Source organism: Maricaulis alexandrii (assembly GCF_005871165.1).
In the GTDB taxonomy this organism is placed as follows: Bacteria; Pseudomonadota; Alphaproteobacteria; order Caulobacterales; family Maricaulaceae; genus Maricaulis; species Maricaulis alexandrii.
Genome location: NZ_SWKP01000006.1, coordinates 418,482 through 434,549, shown reverse-complemented (window position 1 = coordinate 434,549; position 16,068 = coordinate 418,482). Strand labels below are relative to the sequence as shown.

The following is a 16,068-nucleotide window of genomic DNA, read 5'->3' as shown; positions in this document are numbered from 1 at the left end:
GTACCTATCGCGGAATCGGCGGGAAGGTAAGGGGGAAACTGCGCCTTTTCGTGCGCAATCCGGAAACTGTCTGATTTCACAGGGAAAACGGCCCGGTCATGTGAAATGACCGGGCGGAATTCACGGAGCGGACCCGACTAGTTGCGGCAGGTCACATCGAGGGCTTGGCGGAAGAAACCGGGCGCGGGCGGCGGGCTTTGGTCATGGGCGTTGAGATAGCGCAGCATGCCCGTGAAAACCGCATCCGTGTCCAGGCTCTCGATCTGGGCGGCCAGGGTGGCGCCGGATGGCGCGGTATTGGGGTAGTTGGCGCTGAAGTCGAACGATGCGCCGTCCGACCAGTCGTAACCACCTGAATAGGCGGCATTATAGGTGGTCACCGCCACCGGCTCCGTCGCACCATCGAGCTGGAACAGCTTGAAAGCGGGGCGATTGCCGTGATCCGCGCTGATGCCGGGAATGGAGACCAGGAGTTCGGACATGGAGGGCGTTGCCTCGCAAGTGTGCAGGCGGCGGATGCCGTTGAGATGGGTATGGCCGGCGATGACATTGGTGATCGTGTCGCTGTGCGCGGCGATCAGGTCCAGCATGACATCCTGCATCCAGCGTCCGGCATGGGCGGGGTTGCTGCCCTGATAGGCCAGGCTGTCATCCCACATCGTGCCGGGTGAGGTCCGGTGGCCCTGATATCCGTCGAGGCCCGGGGGCACGTGCATGGCCAGCAGGACCGGTTCCGAGGCAGACGCCGCGTCCGCCAATTGCCCGGCCAGCCAGTCCAGCTGGTCCGAACCGTCGGCGGCGGCCTGATCGCTGCACAGCCCGTAATGGGCGGTGTAGATATTCGTGTTCAGCGCCAGGACGCGCAGCGGGCTGCCGGTCGAGCCAACCGTCAGGCGGGCCGCGTAATACCCGTTGGACAGGTGCGAGGCGTCCAGCACGTCCGAGGCCCCGTTGACGACCGGCCAGGCCGACGGATCGCTGGCATAGTCCAGCACGGTATGCCCGGTCGCGTCGAAGGGGCAGTAGTCGTTGTTATAGCCCGGATTGTGTCCCAGCGTGTCGTTATTGCCCGGCAGGTAGAGGACCGGAATGTCCGTGGCGCCGGCCAGACCGGACAGGCCGTTCAACACACTGGCAAAGATGTCGCCGCGCGGACCGGTTGCCACCGGGTCGTGCGTGGGCATGTCGCCGAGATAGATGATGAAATCGGGAGTCTCGCTGGCCACCACGCCCTGAACAAAACCCTGTGTCGCCGTCCAGAAAGCCGGCGGCGTTTCGCAATGATGCTCACTGCTGTGGCAGGGCATGTTGTCCGGCCGGAAATGCACATCGGACAGGGCCAGGAAGGATCCTCCGGACGCGGCTGGACTATCGGCGAGGACTTCCGGCTCTGTGGCCGTCATGGTCTCGGTCACACCCTCTTCGGCCACGGTGACGGTTTCGCTTTCCGTCATGCCGAGGGTGATGACCTCCGGCTCGCTGCAGGCCGTCAGGGCCAGGGCGCCGAGCGCCAGGATGGCCCGGCAGGCCGGGCTTTTGCGTGGATTGATCATGATGTCCCCCTGTGCCCGGTCCTGGATGCGGGGCCCCGGCCGGAACGGGCGTCGTGTCGGGGGTTCACCGGCCGGTCAGCCGTTGTCAGGTCGCTTGATACAACTTCAGGCGGTCCGGATCAATCATTCCCGGGGCCGGACCGCCCGGGCGCGGGTTGTCCAATCAGGGGCCGGCAATCAGGCTGTCTCTTCCGCCAGACGCATTGTGTGAGGATGCGGGCCTGGCCAGAGCGGACCACACGATCCGCGACGGCTGGGGGTGATGAAAAACACGGTGTGTGTGCCTGATTGCCGGTGGATAGTTCTTCAACTAATATGCTTATAAATTCAAGTTTAACTTTAATTCATGAGCTGGCACGTGACCGATCTTCCCTCCGATACCCGCATCCGCGGGCTGAGCCGCTTCCTGTTTCTCGCCACGGGCGGGTTGATGCTGGTCCTGCCGCTGATCAGCTGGGGTGTCTGGTTCGTGCCCAGCCTGTTCGGCCTGCTGGACCGGGGCTACCCCGTTCCGGCCAACGGTCTCGGCGGAGGCGGGCTGGACTGGTTCATCTGGCCGCTGCGGATCGGGGCGGCGGGGATCTCCAGCATCGCGCTGGCGGTCACGCTCTACGGCCTGTTCGGCCTGCGCGCCCTGTTCCGGTCCTGCGCGGCGGGCGGTTATTTCACCGCCGAGGCGGTCGGCGGTTTCCGCCAGTTTGCCTTGGCCAGCCTGGTGAATGCGATCTGGGCACCCTTCGCCCATACCCTGCTCGGCGTCTATCTCTCGGTCGCAAACCCCAATGTGCCCAATGCGGTTGAAATCAGCCTGGGCAGCCAGCATTTCCAGGCGATCGGGCTGGCGATGCTCTTCTTCCTGGTCGCGCACATCCTGGCCGAGGGCCGCAAGCGGCATGAGGAGCTGGAGTATATCTTGTGAGCGAAGAACAGCATCCGGCCGGTGAGATCATCGTCCATCTGGACGTGATGCTGGCGCGGCGGAAAATCCGCTCCAAGGACCTGGCCGAGCGCATCGGGGTCAGCGAACAGGCCCTGTCCATGATCAAGACCGGCAAGATCAAGGGCGTGCGTTTCTCCACCCTGATCGCCCTGTGCGACGTGCTCGACTGCCAGCCGGGCGAGCTGTTCGAGTTCAGGCGGGTGGAGCCGAAAGACTGAGATCCCGCCACAACATGGGCTGTACGTCAGAGCGCGTACCGCCCAGTCGCTCCCCGACCAGCCAGTGGGCGCGGTCATGGAGGAGGGGGATGACGGCCTGCAGGTCGAGCAGGCGGTGCTCGGCGGCACGATAGGCGTCCCCGCGGGTCGCCGGATCGCTCTCCTCGCGGGCGGTCTGCATCAGGCGGGCATAGTCCGCATCGGAGAAGCCGAAATTGTCGGCGAAACCGCCCGGTGCGAAGGGGTCGAGCATGAAGAAGGGATCCGCTTTCAGGCCCCGGTTGTAGCTGGCAATCGCAATGTCGAAATCTCCGGCATCGACGGCCTGATAGAGATCGGTGGGATAGGAGACGAGGAGTTCGGTCTCCACGCCGATCCGGTTCCAGTCATCGGCGATGGCAATCGCGATCTGTTCATTCACGCCGGTCGTGGTGCGGATTTCCAGCGGGCGGTTGATCCGGACCGGCGGATTGAGCCGCGAGGGCGGCCACTGGGTACCGCGCAGAACGGAATGCGTGGGGGAGGCCGTGCCGTTGAAGAAGCTGGTATTGAGGAAATCCCGGTCAATCGCTTCCGAGAGCGCCTTGCGCACGGCCGGATCGGCCAGCTCGGGCCGGGCATGATTGGGTTTGAGATAGCGCAGGATCGGCGCGTCAAAACTCTGGAAACGCGGCCCCAGACGTTCGCGCAGGAAGCCGATCTGGTTGGCGGGCGGGTTCTCCGCGAGGTCGAAATCCCCGGCACGGAACATGCGGGTCCGTGTCGAGTCATCGCGCACGGCATCGATGCGGATGGCCGGAATGGCAACCTGGCCGGCGTCGTAAAAGCGCGGATTCTTCTGCAGGCGGAGATGAAGCTGGCTTTCCTCGTGCATCAGATAGGCGCCTGCGGTGACGATGTGTTCGGGCCGGACCCAGTCCAGGCCCACCCGGTCGATGACATGGCGCGGGAAGGGGTGGAATTCGCGCATCAGGATCGGGAAGAGGCCCAGTGGCGTGTCGAGACGGAAGATCACCGTGCGGTCGTCGGGCGCCTCCACGCCCAGTGCGCTGGGGGGTAGCTCGCCGCGATGCACGGCGCGCGCATTCGCGACGGCGTAGAAATCACCCAGAATGGCAAAGCTCTCAGCCGGGTCGACAATGCGCCGTGCCGACCAGGCCACGTCTTCAGCGGTGAGCGCATGCCCGTCCGACCAGACCAGGCCCTCACGCAGGCGGAATGTCCAGCTCAGCCCGTCTTCCGAGACGTCCCAGCTTTCCGCCAGCCCCGGTGCGAGCCCGCCATCCGGCCCGTACTCGGTCAGCCCGGCATGGATCTGCTTGTAGACCAGCGCGGCAGCCGCGAACTCGCCGCGGGCCGGATCGAGACTGTCGGGCAGGCCGGACAGGGCGACCCGGAAGAGATCCGCCGGTGGGCCGGAGCGGCCGCAGGCCGCGAGGGCCGTGGCGGATGAGGCGACAAGAAGGGCGCGGCGCGAGAGCATGCTTGGACAGTGCGATGATTTGCACGGGGAATGAAGCGCAGATCGATCGGGACCTTGTCGGGGCCGGCACAGATGAGGGTCTCGCATTAAAAGATACGGATAAATTCTTGTAATCCGGACTTTTATGGGGATATTTGCAGCCCGCGAGGGCTTTGTCTCGTCTTTGGGGGACGAGGGAGTTGGAGGGCGAGTTCAACATGTCGGAAACCGACACCAAGAAAAATTTCTGGACGACGGGAGGAATGTCATTCCGCCTGCGCTTGGTCCTGGGCATTCTGTTCCTTGTGGTGCTGGCGCTGGTCTGGGCCGTCAATGAGGGCGCACCGGTGGAAATCATTTTCATCCTGCCGGTCCTGGTCATGTCCTATCTTCTGCCGACCTTCCTGGCGCTGGGGCGTCGGCACAAGGCGCTGCCGGCTATTTTTGCGCTGAACCTGTTCCTGGGCTGGTCCCTGCTGGGCTGGGTGGCAGCGCTGGTCTGGTCCCTGACCAATCCCAAGCCGAGCGAGCCGGTTGTGATCAACCAGGCCGCTGGCAGCATGGCGGACGAACTGGCCAAGCTGGCGGACCTGCGTGACAAGGGCATCCTCACCGAAGAGGAATTCCAAGCAAAGAAGGCTGCCTTGCTGGGCTAGTCTTTGACCGTCGGACACAGACGAAAAAGGCCCGGACTGACCGGGCCTTTTTTATGTCTGCATTCGGGAGAGCGCCTATGCCTCCACCTTGCCCTTCAGCTCGCCCACGAACCGGTCGAAGACGCCGAAACTGTCTTGCGGGCCGGGGGAGGCTTCGGGGTGGTGCTGGACGGCCCAGACGGGCTTGTCGGTCAGTTTGAAGCCGGAATTGGAGCCGTCGAACAGGGAGACATGGGTCTCCACGGCATTGGCCGGCAAGCTGGACCCGTCGACGGCGAAACCGTGATTCATGGAGACGATCTCGACCTGGCCGGTCTCGTGGTTCTTCACCGGGTGGTTGGCGCCGTGATGGCCCTGGGGCATTTTGGCGGTCTTGGCGCCGATGGCGAGGGCGAGCATCTGGTGACCCAGGCAGATGCCCAGGGTCGGGATGCCAGCCTCGATGACGGATTTGATCGTCGGCAAAGCGTATTTGCCGGTCTCAGCCGGGTCGCCCGGTCCGTTGGAGAAGACCACGCCGTCCGGATTGAGCGCCTTGATGTCCTCAAAGCTCGCCTTGCCCGGCAGCACCGCAACACGGGCGCCGGCCCCGACGAGGAGGCGCAGGATGTTGGCTTTCACCCCATAGTCCAGCACGACGACGCGCGGACCGTCTTGCGGGCCTTCGGCATAGCCTTCGCCCAGCGTCCAGTTGCCTTCATTCCAGTCGGTGTTTTCGGTGCGGGTGACGTCGGCGGCCAGTTCGCGGCCTTCCATGGTCGGCGCACCGGCGGCCGCGGCCTTGAGGGCTTCCACGTCGATATTCCCGTTCGGGTCGTGGGCGATGGCGCACATGACCATGCCCTTCTCGCGGATGCGGCGGGTGAGGGCGCGCGTGTCGACGCCCGTCAGGGCGACAATGCCGCGCGTGCGCAGCCATTCGTCAAAGCTGACCTCGGCGCGCCAATTGGCCGGCGGGGTGATCGTGGCGCGGGAGACCATGCCGACGGCCGCCTTGCGGGCCGGTTCGGAGGCGGCTTCCTCGTCCTCGGCATTGGCGCCGACATTGCCGACATGCGGGAAGGTGAAGCAGACAACCTGGCCGGCATAGGACGGGTCGGCCAGGACTTCCTGATGGCCGGTCATCGCCGTGTTGAAGCAGATTTCCCCGACAGCCGTGCCCGTGGCGCCAGCGCCGTAGCCGAAAAGAACCTCACCGCTCGCGAGTGCGATGGCACCGGTCGCTTGGGTCGGGGTGTCTTGCGTCATGGCGGTCTCCAGAGCCTGTCGGGGAGACGGGCGGCGCGCGATCAGAATCGGCGTCCGGCTCCGTCCGGGTAAACGGGCGCTTCGCTAGTCCCTAAGTGCGGCGCGGTCAATCCCTGCAGGAATGCATGTCCGCTTTTCCATCACGCTTTGTGACGGAACCATGATTAGCACTTGATTCTTGTTTGACATGCTTCTATTTCCCCGGCCCTCGTTTCGGGGGCACGGTTTGCGTGCCGGAGCCGATGTCAGGAACGCTGCTTAAGACGCTCGAAACCCAAGCGCTGAAGAAATCGCGCGAAAGACAAGTTCTGCACACCGAAAACTATCGAACGGCTTGCCAGAGGGCGGCCAGAATGGATCAATCAAGTCATGTCTCTTCGTGAACAGATCACCGGGGAAATGAAATCCGCCATGAAGGCCGGCGAGAAAGCGCGTCTTTCGACGCTGCGTCTCGTGTCCGCCGCCATCAAGGATCGGGACATTGCGGCGCGCGCCGAAGATCGCTGCACCGGATGCGAAGAAACCGAGATCATGGCCATCCTGCAAAAGCTGGTGAAGCAGCGCGAGGAAAGCGCTGTGACCTATGAGAAGGCCGGTCGTCTTGATCTTGCGGAAGCGGAACGGGCGGAAGCCGATGTCGTGCGGGAATTCCTGCCCAAGCCGATGGACGCCGCCGAGATCGCCGAAGCCGCGGAAACCGTGGTGACCGAGCTGGATGCGTCGGGCCTGAAGGATATGGGCCGGGTCATGGGTGAGCTGAAAACCCGCTATGCCGGCCGGATGGATTTCGGCCAGGCCGGAGCCAAGGTGAAACACCTGCTGGCGGGCGCTGCCTAACCGCCAAGTCCCGGAAAAATCTCGAATCCCGCTTGCCGGGCGCCGGTCGCTCTGTTCCTCTTGTTGCACGACAAAAGGGGGAGAGAATGGTGGATCGGATTCGCAAACGGACGCGGTGGCTGACCCTGGCAATGGTCAGTGGGGGCGGGCTTCTCCTGTCTGCCTGCAGCACGCTGGGGCCATCAGACGGGCTGGCCGGTTTCGACTCCGAAGACGACTTCATCGCCTTCATGGAAGGTGAGGGGGCCACGGATGCGGACGCGGCCTATGAGCCGCAGCCGGTCTACGGGTCGGCGCCCCCGCCGCCTCCACCGCCTCCGCCTCCGCCGCCTTCGGGCACCGCCCCGGCAGCGGCCGAAGAGCTGGTCGTGGTTACGGGCTCGCGCATTCCGACCTCGGACAATGAGAGCATCACCAATACCCAGGTCGTCGGTGTGGACGAGGGCGGTATCGTAAAGAATGCCGGCGATTACCTGATCGTCCTGCGGCGCGGCCGTCTGTTCACGCTGTCGACCGCCGATGGGGCGATCGAGGCCGTGGACCGGATCAATGTCTTCCCGCCGGGCATCGAGGACCCGAACGGCTGGTATGACGAGATGCTGATCGAGGGCAGCACGATCATCGTGATCGGGTTCAACTACCAATTCGACGCCACGGAGATCAGCCGGTTCGAAATTTCGGATGCGGGCGAGCTGGGCTATGTCGACACGCATTATCTGCGGTCGGAGGATTACTATTCCAGCCGCAATTATGCCTCTCGCCTGATCGGCGAGACGCTGGTCTTCTATTCGCCGCTGTCCGCCTATGACTGGCGCGCCAACTCGCCGCTGGATCTTCTGCCGGGCATGGCCGTCTGGGACGGGGAAAGCGCCGATCTGGACTTCCAGCCCCTGGCCACCATCAATGATGTCTATCTGCCCCAGTCCGTGAAGGATGAGGGGTTTGATGCGGCCGATGCGCTGCACACGGTGACACGCTGCGATCTGGCGGAGGGCGGTTTCGACTGTTCCGCCAGCGTGGTGATGGGGCCGTCCGGGCGCACCTTCTATGTCGCCCGCGAGGCGGTTTATGTCTGGGTGGGCGAGCGCTGGCGCTCGACGGGCCGCAACATGGTCTACCGCATGCCGCTGGACGGCCGTGCGCCGACCGCGGCCCAGGTGCGCGGCATGCCGGTCGACCAGTTCTCCTTCCACGAAGAGGCTGAACGGCTGAATGTCCTGGTCGCGCCGTCCGGCGGCGGGGACTGGATGTGGTCCCCGGAATTCACGGCCGGCCAGCCGGCCCTGCTGCAAATGCCCCTGGAACGCTTCGGCTCCGGCTCGGATGCGGCGCTTGAGGCGGATTACCGCCCCTTGCCTGAAGTCGGCACACGGGGCGTGGATCACAATCGCTATGTTGGCGACTGGCTCTTCCTGTCGGTGGATGATGCCGAGGGGACCCTCACGGCCGTGCCCCTGGATGGGGGCGCGTCGGCCCAGTTCGAACTGGGCGGGCGGATCAGCCGGATCGAGGTGATGGGCCGTGATGCCGTCGCCGTCAGCCAGGATGAGGGCCTGGTGTTCTCCACGATCGATCTGTCCGGCGAGGCGCCCCGCCTGCACAGCCAGGTCACGCTGGAGGGCCTCTCGGAATCGGAAAGCCGCAGCCAGGCCTTTTTCTACCGCCCCGACCCGGAGTCAGCGGATTTGCGCGAGGGGCTGCTGGGCCTGCCGGTGATGTTCCGGGGCGGCGGGTATCAGGCAGGCGCCGACATGGTCTTCCTGCGGCGGACTGAGGGGGCGCTGGAGCGCTTCGGGCGTCTGCAGTCACGCCTGACTCGCAGCGGCTCCCGCGATGGCTGTTTGGTGTCCTGTACGGACTGGTATGGCAATGCGCGCCCGATCTTCCTGCGCGACCGGATCTTCGCCCTTCTGGGCTATGAGCTGGTCGAGGGGGAGGCTGGCGACAAGCGGATCGAGGAGATCGGCCGGGTCGATTTCACGCCGCCGCCCTTGCCCAGCGTGCCAGCCGTTGCCGCGCCCGGTCCTTGAGGCCGGGCCGGCTGAAACCGGCCTGTCGGATTAAATCGACCCGGCGGCGTTTCCGGTGCATCATGTCGGGTTCAACAGGAAATGAGTGGGCTCGACGCGTTCCATGCGGCTGAATGATGATTTCATCGAAGAGATCAAGGCACGGATCCGTCCGTCGGACCTGATCGGCCGCACGGTGCAACTCAAGCGCCAGGGGCGCGAATTCGCCGGCCTCTCGCCCTTCAAGAAGGAGCGCACGCCCTCCTTCTTCGTCAATGACGAGAAGCGTTTCTATCACTGCTTCGCCTCGGGCAAGCATGGTGACATCTTCACCTGGCTGGAGGAGATGGAAGGCCTGTCCTTCATGGAGGCCGCCGAGCGTCTGGCCGGGGAGGCGGGGCTGCGCCTGCCGGAGCCCGACCCGAAGGCGGCCGAGAAGCAGGTTCACCGCAAATCCCTCGTGGAATGGATGGAGGCTGCCCAGGCGCATTTCATGCGCTCCCTGTTCGGCCCCCAGGGCGAGCCGGCGCGCCAGTATCTGCGCAGCCGGGGCCTCACGGGCGAGGATTGCAAGCGCTTCGGCATCGGCTTTGCGCCGGGCAGCCGGACCGGGCTGAAGGACGAGCTGGTCACGGCCGGGGCCCCGGTGGGCGATCTGGTCGAGTGCGGCCTGCTGATCCAGCCGGACAATGGATCGCCCTATGACCGTTTCCGCGACCGGATCATGTTCCCCATCCATGACCCGCGCGGACGGCTGGTCGCCTTTGGCGGGCGGGCCCTGTCCAAGGAAGCGCGGGCGAAATATCTCAACTCGCCGGAAACGCCGATCTTCCACAAGGGCTCGGTCCTCTACCGTTTCCCGGAGGCCCGGCGGGCGGCCAGTGATCCCAAACAGTCCATTCGCGGCCTGATCGTGGCGGAGGGCTATCTCGATGTGATCGCCCTGGCCCGGGCCGGGCTGGAGCATGGCGTGGCCCCGCTGGGGACGGCGATCACGGAAGAACAATTGCAATTGCTCTGGCGCGCCGGGGGCGAGCCGGTCATGTGCCTGGATGGCGACAATGCCGGCCGCAATGCCGCCTTCAAGGCGGCCGACCGGGCGCTGCCCCTGCTGCAGCCGGGCAAGACGCTGCGTTTCGCCTTCATGCCGGAAGGCAAGGACCCCGACGACATTCTGCGCGAGGATGGTGCCAATACGCTGCGCGCCGTGCTTTCGGAGACCCGCTCCCTGGCGGACATGCTCTGGGAGCGCGAAGTGGGGGTGGAGCCGCTGGACGATCCGGACCGCCGCGCCGGTTTCCGGCGTCGTCTCCGCGCCCTGGTCGCACAAATTGCAGATGCAGACATAAAGGATGAGTACCGGCGCGAATTCGATACGCGCATGGAGGCCCTGTTCGGCGCCCGGCCGCGCTCGACCTATAATCGCAAGGGGGCGGGACGCCTGCCCAGACTGGGTGCCAGCCCGGATCTCAAGCGCGCAGCCCGGCCGGCGCCGGGCGCGGCGGACGCGCGAATTCTGCTTCTGGCGGCGATCGATTATCCCGAAATCGCCCAGGATCAGGTCGAAACGCTGGCGCTTTTGCCCTTCGGTTCGCTTGACAGTCTGCGGGACGCCGTTTTAGACGCCTGCTCTTCTGGGCAGTCTGTGCACCCGGACACGCTACGGGCCCTCTTGGCCGAAGCCGGTTTTGCGGCAATATTGAAGCGTTTGGACGGGGAACGGGGACCCATGCGGGCAGTTTTGGGCGGCCAGGATGTATCGGCACGGACGCGTGCGGAGTCTTGGATGCGGCTCGCTTCTGCCTATATGGAACGAAGTGAGGCACAGCGCCGGCGCGATGAAGTGCGCGCCCGGCTGGACGAAGAAATTGACAGGGCAGATTCGGAAAGCGTGAGACGACTGGTGGAGATCCGGTTGCGCGAGACATCGCGGTCCGAGCCGTCCTGATACGGATTTAAATTCCCATTGCGCTAAAGGGCAGCGCGACAAGGAACGAGTACATGAGCAAAAGCGCCGAAGCCAACGACGCATCGGAAAACCAGGACGGTCCGCTGCTGGACCTGACGGACCAGTCGGTCAAGAACATGGTGAAAGCCGCCAAGAAGCGCGGCTATGTCACCCATGACGAGCTGAACGCCGTTCTGCCGAGCGAGGAATTCTCCTCCGAGCAGATCGAGGACGTGCTCGCCCAATTGTCGGAAATGGGCATCAATGTCGTCGACAGCGAAACCGATGTCGACGACGAGAATGACACCGCCGAGACGGGCAAGAAGGCGTCGTCGTCCAGCTCCGGCGATGATGACGATGACAGCGAAGATGACGAGGAAAGCGACAGCCGGGCTGTTGCGGCCAGCGGCAAGACCGCCGTCGTCGGACAGAATACCGGGTCCTCCGCGGACCGCACCGATGACCCGGTGCGCATGTATCTGCGCGAAATGGGTTCGGTGGAACTGCTCTCCCGCGAAGGCGAGATCGCCATCGCGAAACGCATCGAGGCCGGCCGCAATGCGATGATCCGCGGCCTCTGCGAGAGCCCGCTGACCTTCGAAGCCATCATGGTCTGGCGCGATGAGCTGCAGGAAGGCCAGGTCCTTCTGCGCGACATCATCGACCTGGACGCCACCTATGGCGGCCAGCAGGCCGAGGCGGCCGAGGATGGTGAAGAGGGTGAGGACGGCGAGGGCGCCGGCGACACTGCCGGCACCGAAGCCAAGACCCCCAAGTCCGATGATGAGGATGACGACAAGTCCGCCAAGTCCAAGTCCGATGAGGATGAGGACGGCGATGACGAGGAGTCCGAGGGCTCTGACGGCGATGGTGACGAGGACGACGATGATGATGACGGCGCCTCGCTCTCCCTGTCCGCCATGGAGGCTGAACTCCGTGATGGCGTGATGGAGACGCTGGACAGCATCGCCACGGATTTCGCCGCCTTCCGCAAACTGCAGGACAAGCTGGTTGCCGCCCGTATCGAGGGCAAGGACCTGACCAAGCAGTCGCGTGAAAAGTATGAGGGTCTGCAGAACTCCATCGTGACGCAGCTCAATACGATGCACCTCAACAATGCGCGTATCGAGGCCCTGGTCGAACAGCTCTATGCGATCAACAAGGAACGCATGTCGCTGGAAGGCAAGCTTCTGCGCATGGCCGATGCCCATGGTGTGCCGCGCGCGCAATTCATGGACAGCTATTTCGGCAATGAGCTGAGCCCCGACTGGCCGTCCGGCATGGCCGGCACGTCCAAGGCCTGGGACCGTTTCATCGAGCGGGAGGCCGTGGATGCGGGCAAGATCCGCGATGATCTCGCCGACCTGACCCAGCGCGCCGGCGTGCCGATCGAAGATCTGCGCCGCATCGTGCGGACCGTGCAGAAGGGCGAGCGCGAGGCCCGCGTGGCCAAGAAGGAAATGGTCGAAGCAAACCTGCGTCTCGTCATCTCCATCGCCAAGAAATACACCAATCGCGGCCTGCAATTCCTGGATCTCATCCAGGAGGGCAATATCGGTCTGATGAAGGCCGTCGATAAGTTCGAATACCGCCGCGGCTATAAATTCTCGACCTATGCCACCTGGTGGATCCGCCAGGCGATCACCCGCTCGATCGCCGACCAGGCGCGCACCATCCGTATCCCGGTGCACATGATCGAGACGATCAACAAGATCGTCCGCACGAGCCGCCAGATGCTGCACGAGATCGGCCGCGAGCCGACCCCGGAAGAACTGGCCGAAAAGCTCGCCATGCCGCTGGAAAAGGTTCGCAAGGTGATGAAGATCGCCAAGGAACCGATCTCGCTGGAAACGCCGATCGGCGATGAGGAAGACAGCCATCTCGGCGACTTCATCGAGGACAAGAATGCCGTCCTGCCGATCGATGCCGCCATCCAGGCCAATCTGCGTGAAACCACAACGCGGGTTCTCGCCAGCCTGACCCCGCGTGAGGAACGCGTCCTGCGCATGCGCTTCGGCATCGGCATGAATACCGACCACACGCTGGAAGAAGTCGGCCAGCAGTTCTCGGTCACGCGCGAACGTATTCGCCAGATCGAGGCGAAAGCCCTGCGCAAGCTGAAACACCCGAGCCGCAGCCGCAAGCTGCGGAGCTTCCTGGATAATTGATCCGGGATTTCAGCGCTGAATTACGGAAAAGCCGGCCTTCGGGCCGGCTTTTTTGTGCCTTTGCCCACACCGCAAACCACTCCACAAATCCCCCATGCCCCTCCACCGCCTCCACATCCAGACCACCGGCCCCGGCCTCTATGAGTTCACACGCGAAGCAAAAAACTTCGTTCACGAATTAAATCCAGGCGCCGGCCTCCTCACAGCCTATGTGCGGCACACCTCCTGCTCGCTGACGATCCAGGAAAATGCGGATCCGGATGTGAAGCGGGATCTCAATGAGTTCTTTGCGCGGCTGGTGCCGGATGCGGATCATCCGTCGATGGATTGGCTCTGGCATACCACGGAGGGGCCGGATGACATGCCGGCGCATATCAAGGCGGCGCTGACGCAGACCTCGATCGGGATACCGGTGGAGGATGGCAAGCTCCTGCTGGGCACCTGGCAGGGGCTTTACCTGTTCGAGCACCGGCAGCGGCCGCATCGGCGCGAGATTGTTCTCCACCTCGGCAGCTAGCCTGCGGCAGGTGGGTCAGCCGGTGCGGTTTTCCTTGAGGGGACGGGCCTCGCGACGCACGCGATAGCCCTCGACCAGCTGGCGGATCTTGCCTTCCAGCTTGTCCGGATCGATCGGTTTTTCCGTATGGCCGTCAAAGCCCAGACGGGTGTAGCGCGCCACCTGGTCCGACATGACATTGGCGGTCAGGGCGATGACGGGCTTGGGAACCCGGTTCTGCTCTCGTTCGAAGCGGCGGATCTCGGTGAGGGCATCCTCACCATTCATCACCGGCATCTGGATATCCAGCAGAACGAGGTCGTAGTCGCTGGTCCGGAAGGCTTCGACGGCGGCGCGGCCATCGGACACCATGTCCACCTCGATCCCCAGCTGGGCGAGATAGGCGCGCAGGACGAACTGGTTGATCTCATTGTCTTCGGCGGCCAGCACGCGCAGGGAATGTCCGTCCAGCTTGATCGCGTCGATTTCCGGTGCGGGCGCGTCGTCCTCGACCTCTCCCATCTGGTGAAGGTGTCGTGACAGCGGCAGGCGGACGGTGAAACACGTGCCTTCGCCCGGTGTGCTTTCAACCGTGATCTCGCCGTGCATCTGCTCGACCAGGCCCTTGCAGATCGCCAGGCCCAGCCCGGACCCGCCATAGCGGCGCGTGGTGGAACTGTCAGCCTGGACGAATTTGCCGAACACGGCCTGGGTCTGTTCCTCGGTCATGCCGACGCCGGAATCGCGTACCTCCAGGACAATCCCGTCATCCTTGCCGGACCCGCGGATGTCCAGCTCCACAGAGCCGGTGTCGGTGAACTTCACGGCATTGGCGACCAGATTGTTGGCAATCTGAGACAGGCGCAGCGGGTCGCCGATCCGGTTGTGGTCGGTCCCGTCCGCGATCCGGACAATCAGGGCCAGCCCCTTGCGCTCGGCGATGTCCCGATACAGCGCCCGGACCCGCTCCGCGATGGTTTCCAGCGAGAAGGGGACATGTTCCAGATCCACCTGGCCAGCCTCGATCTTGGACAGATCGAGAATGTCGTCGAGCAAATGCATGAGCGTGTCACCGGAGCGGGTGATGACATCCAGCTTGCTGCGGACATCGTCGGGCAGGTCGGCGCCCGCCAGGACCCGGGCCATGCCCAGAATGCCATTCATGGGCGTGCGGATCTCATGGCTCATATTGGCCAGGAATTCCGACTTGGCGCGGTTGGCGGCATCGGCCTGTTCGCGGGCTTCGACCAGATCGGTGATGTCGGTGATGGAGCCGGCCATGCGCACGGCGCGGCCGTGACGCCGCTGGGCCAGACCCCGAATGTGGAACCAGCGATAGGATCCATCCTCGCACAGCATGCGGGCGCGCTGATTGTAGGAGGCGCCGCTGGCCAGGTGGGCGCGGAGGGCTTTCATTGTGCGGGCCCGGTCATCCGGATGGAGACGGCCGGCGAATGTGGCCGAAGTGGAGGTCACCGATTCCTCCGGCCCGCCCAACAGCTGGACCAGGCGGGGGGAATGGTAGAGGGCGTCCGTTTCGACATTCCAGTCCCAGAAGCCGGCAGCGGAGCCGCGCACGGCCAGTTCCATGCGTTCGCGGCCGCGCTCCAGCGCTTCCACCGCCTCTTCGCGTTCCTCGCTGAGCCGGGCCTGACGCAGATCCCCCATGCGCAGGGCGTGGAGGGCCGCTCCCAGCCCGGCTGAAACCAGAATCCCGATCAGGAAGATGGCGAGCGGCGTACGCGAATACTCGTCCGCAAACAGGGCCTCGGTCGGGTAGACATCCAGCGTCCAGACCGAGCCGGGCAGTTCGACGGAGTTTTGCGACACCGTGGAGCGCGTGGCGGGCGTGCCATGGGTGCTGATTTCCTGGCCGGCCTCGCGCACGACAAGCGCTGTCGAGCGAAAATAGTCGGTGGGCACGGAGGTTTCGACCAGGGTGCCGACATTGAAGACTCCCACCAGAAGCCCGTCGAAACGCTCATCCACGAAGAGCGGGAAATAGGCCAGTATGCCGGTTCCGCCTTGCACCAGATTGATGGTCGCACTGGAATTGGTGCGGCGGTTATTGACCGCTTCCATCACGGCCTGCGCGCGATAGGGTTCGAACAGGATGTCGAGGCCGAGTACGCGCTCATTGCCTTCGCGTGGTTCGATCCAGGTCAGGTGATAATCCGTATTGGCCCATTGAACGGCCTGCAATTCGGGCTGGTCGGCAACATAGGCCGCCGCATCCCGCCGCCAGGCCGCTTCATCCATCCCGCCCGATTGCATCCAGCGATTGGCCATGCGCTCGAAGGCGGACAGATTGTCTTCCACCCGGTCAGCGAGATTGAAACGGATATTGGTGGCGATCTCGTCCAGATGAACCTGGACCGCATAGCGTTCCTGTGCCCGCATCTGCCAGGCCAGCGCCGAAAACGCCGCCAAGCAGGCCAGTCCGGCCAGCAGGGGGAAGAGGGGTCGAAATCGCGTCATGTCTGGCCAAACTCTCGGGTTCGACCAGATAGACCATGCACGGTTAACGTCGCAT

At 64.2% G+C, this 16,068-nt stretch carries 12 protein-coding genes; 8 read left to right on the top strand and 4 right to left on the bottom strand.

Going from position 1 to position 16,068, the window contains the following annotated elements; genetic code table 11:
- Nucleotides 1-137: 137 nt before the first annotated feature.
- Nucleotides 138-1,553, bottom strand: a complete 1,416-nt coding sequence (locus tag FCS99_RS08410; RefSeq protein WP_138511631.1) for a metallophosphoesterase — start codon at nucleotides 1,551-1,553, stop codon at nucleotides 138-140.
- Between the two features lie 358 nt (nucleotides 1,554-1,911).
- On the opposite strand from FCS99_RS08410, the gene FCS99_RS08405 reads away from it, so the two are divergent.
- Nucleotides 1,912-2,472 (top strand): DUF2975 domain-containing protein, encoded by a 561-nt coding sequence (locus FCS99_RS08405; protein WP_171036294.1) that lies wholly within the window; start codon nucleotides 1,912-1,914, stop codon nucleotides 2,470-2,472.
- A 47-nt stretch (nucleotides 2,473-2,519) separates the two neighbouring features.
- Nucleotides 2,520-2,711 carry a helix-turn-helix domain-containing protein gene (locus FCS99_RS08400; protein WP_138511754.1) on the top strand — a complete coding sequence of 64 codons (192 nt, stop codon included), beginning with the start codon at nucleotides 2,520-2,522 and terminating at the stop codon, nucleotides 2,709-2,711.
- Here FCS99_RS08400 and FCS99_RS08395 read toward each other — a convergent pair.
- Nucleotides 2,686-4,194 carry a peptide ABC transporter substrate-binding protein gene (locus tag FCS99_RS08395; RefSeq protein WP_171036293.1) on the bottom strand — a complete coding sequence of 503 codons (1,509 nt, stop codon included), beginning with the start codon at nucleotides 4,192-4,194 and terminating at the stop codon, nucleotides 2,686-2,688. The genes FCS99_RS08400 and FCS99_RS08395 overlap by 26 nt on opposite strands.
- Before the next feature lie 242 nt (nucleotides 4,195-4,436).
- On the opposite strand from FCS99_RS08395, the gene FCS99_RS16260 reads away from it, so the two are divergent.
- Nucleotides 4,437-4,829: a superinfection immunity protein gene (locus tag FCS99_RS16260; RefSeq protein ID WP_233352707.1), complete on the top strand. Its 393-nt coding sequence runs from the start codon at nucleotides 4,437-4,439 to the stop codon at nucleotides 4,827-4,829.
- A 75-nt stretch (nucleotides 4,830-4,904) separates the two neighbouring features.
- Here the strand turns inward: FCS99_RS16260 and carA are convergent, their stop codons facing one another.
- Nucleotides 4,905-6,077 carry a glutamine-hydrolyzing carbamoyl-phosphate synthase small subunit gene (carA, locus tag FCS99_RS08385; protein ID WP_138511628.1) on the bottom strand — a complete coding sequence of 391 codons (1,173 nt, stop codon included), beginning with the start codon at nucleotides 6,075-6,077 and terminating at the stop codon, nucleotides 4,905-4,907.
- A gap of 369 nt (nucleotides 6,078-6,446) precedes the next feature.
- On the opposite strand from carA, the gene FCS99_RS08380 reads away from it, so the two are divergent.
- The 5 genes from FCS99_RS08380 (at nucleotide 6,447) to FCS99_RS08360 (ending at nucleotide 13,556) form a co-directional block, all read left to right on the top strand.
- The gene (locus tag FCS99_RS08380; protein WP_138511627.1) at nucleotides 6,447-6,914 is read left to right on the top strand and encodes a GatB/YqeY domain-containing protein; all 468 of its coding nucleotides are present in this window, start codon (nucleotides 6,447-6,449) and stop codon (nucleotides 6,912-6,914) included.
- 86 nt (nucleotides 6,915-7,000) lie between these two features.
- Entirely contained in the window at nucleotides 7,001-8,944 is a 1,944-nt protein-coding gene (locus FCS99_RS08375) for a beta-propeller domain-containing protein (RefSeq protein ID WP_138511626.1), read from the top strand.
- An 85-nt stretch (nucleotides 8,945-9,029) separates the two neighbouring features.
- Nucleotides 9,030-10,871 carry a DNA primase gene (dnaG, locus tag FCS99_RS08370; RefSeq protein WP_233352706.1) on the top strand — a complete coding sequence of 614 codons (1,842 nt, stop codon included), beginning with the start codon at nucleotides 9,030-9,032 and terminating at the stop codon, nucleotides 10,869-10,871.
- Between the two features lie 53 nt (nucleotides 10,872-10,924).
- Nucleotides 10,925-13,039: an RNA polymerase sigma factor RpoD gene (gene rpoD / locus FCS99_RS08365; RefSeq protein ID WP_138511625.1), complete on the top strand. Its 2,115-nt coding sequence runs from the start codon at nucleotides 10,925-10,927 to the stop codon at nucleotides 13,037-13,039.
- Between the two features lie 94 nt (nucleotides 13,040-13,133).
- Complete coding sequence (locus tag FCS99_RS08360) at nucleotides 13,134-13,556, top strand: secondary thiamine-phosphate synthase enzyme YjbQ (RefSeq protein ID WP_138511624.1); 423 nt, start codon at nucleotides 13,134-13,136, stop codon at nucleotides 13,554-13,556.
- Between the two features lie 15 nt (nucleotides 13,557-13,571).
- Here FCS99_RS08360 and FCS99_RS08355 read toward each other — a convergent pair whose 3' ends face one another.
- A complete protein-coding gene (locus FCS99_RS08355; protein ID WP_138511623.1) occupies nucleotides 13,572-16,013 on the bottom strand; it encodes an ATP-binding protein in 2,442 nt (813 codons plus the stop codon).
- Between the last annotated feature and the right edge of the window lie 55 nt (nucleotides 16,014-16,068).

Excerpts from the sequence above, each read along its gene's own strand:
- FCS99_RS08410 (WP_138511631.1), bottom strand. The coding sequence starts at position 1,553 with ATGATCAATCCACGCAAAAGCCCGGCCTGCCGGGCCATCCTGGCGCTC.
- rpoD (WP_138511625.1), top strand. The coding sequence starts at position 10,925 with ATGAGCAAAAGCGCCGAAGCCAACGACGCATCGGAAAACCAGGACGGT.
- FCS99_RS08380 (WP_138511627.1), top strand. The coding sequence starts at position 6,447 with ATGTCTCTTCGTGAACAGATCACCGGGGAAATGAAATCCGCCATGAAG.
- FCS99_RS08360 (WP_138511624.1), top strand. The coding sequence starts at position 13,134 with ATGCCCCTCCACCGCCTCCACATCCAGACCACCGGCCCCGGCCTCTAT.
- carA (WP_138511628.1), bottom strand. The coding sequence starts at position 6,077 with ATGACGCAAGACACCCCGACCCAAGCGACCGGTGCCATCGCACTCGCG.
- FCS99_RS08395 (WP_171036293.1), bottom strand. The coding sequence starts at position 4,194 with ATGCTCTCGCGCCGCGCCCTTCTTGTCGCCTCATCCGCCACGGCCCTC.
- FCS99_RS08355 (WP_138511623.1), bottom strand. The coding sequence starts at position 16,013 with ATGACGCGATTTCGACCCCTCTTCCCCCTGCTGGCCGGACTGGCCTGC.
- FCS99_RS08400 (WP_138511754.1), top strand. The coding sequence starts at position 2,520 with ATGCTGGCGCGGCGGAAAATCCGCTCCAAGGACCTGGCCGAGCGCATC.
- FCS99_RS16260 (WP_233352707.1), top strand. The coding sequence starts at position 4,437 with ATGTCATTCCGCCTGCGCTTGGTCCTGGGCATTCTGTTCCTTGTGGTG.
- FCS99_RS08375 (WP_138511626.1), top strand. The coding sequence starts at position 7,001 with ATGGTGGATCGGATTCGCAAACGGACGCGGTGGCTGACCCTGGCAATG.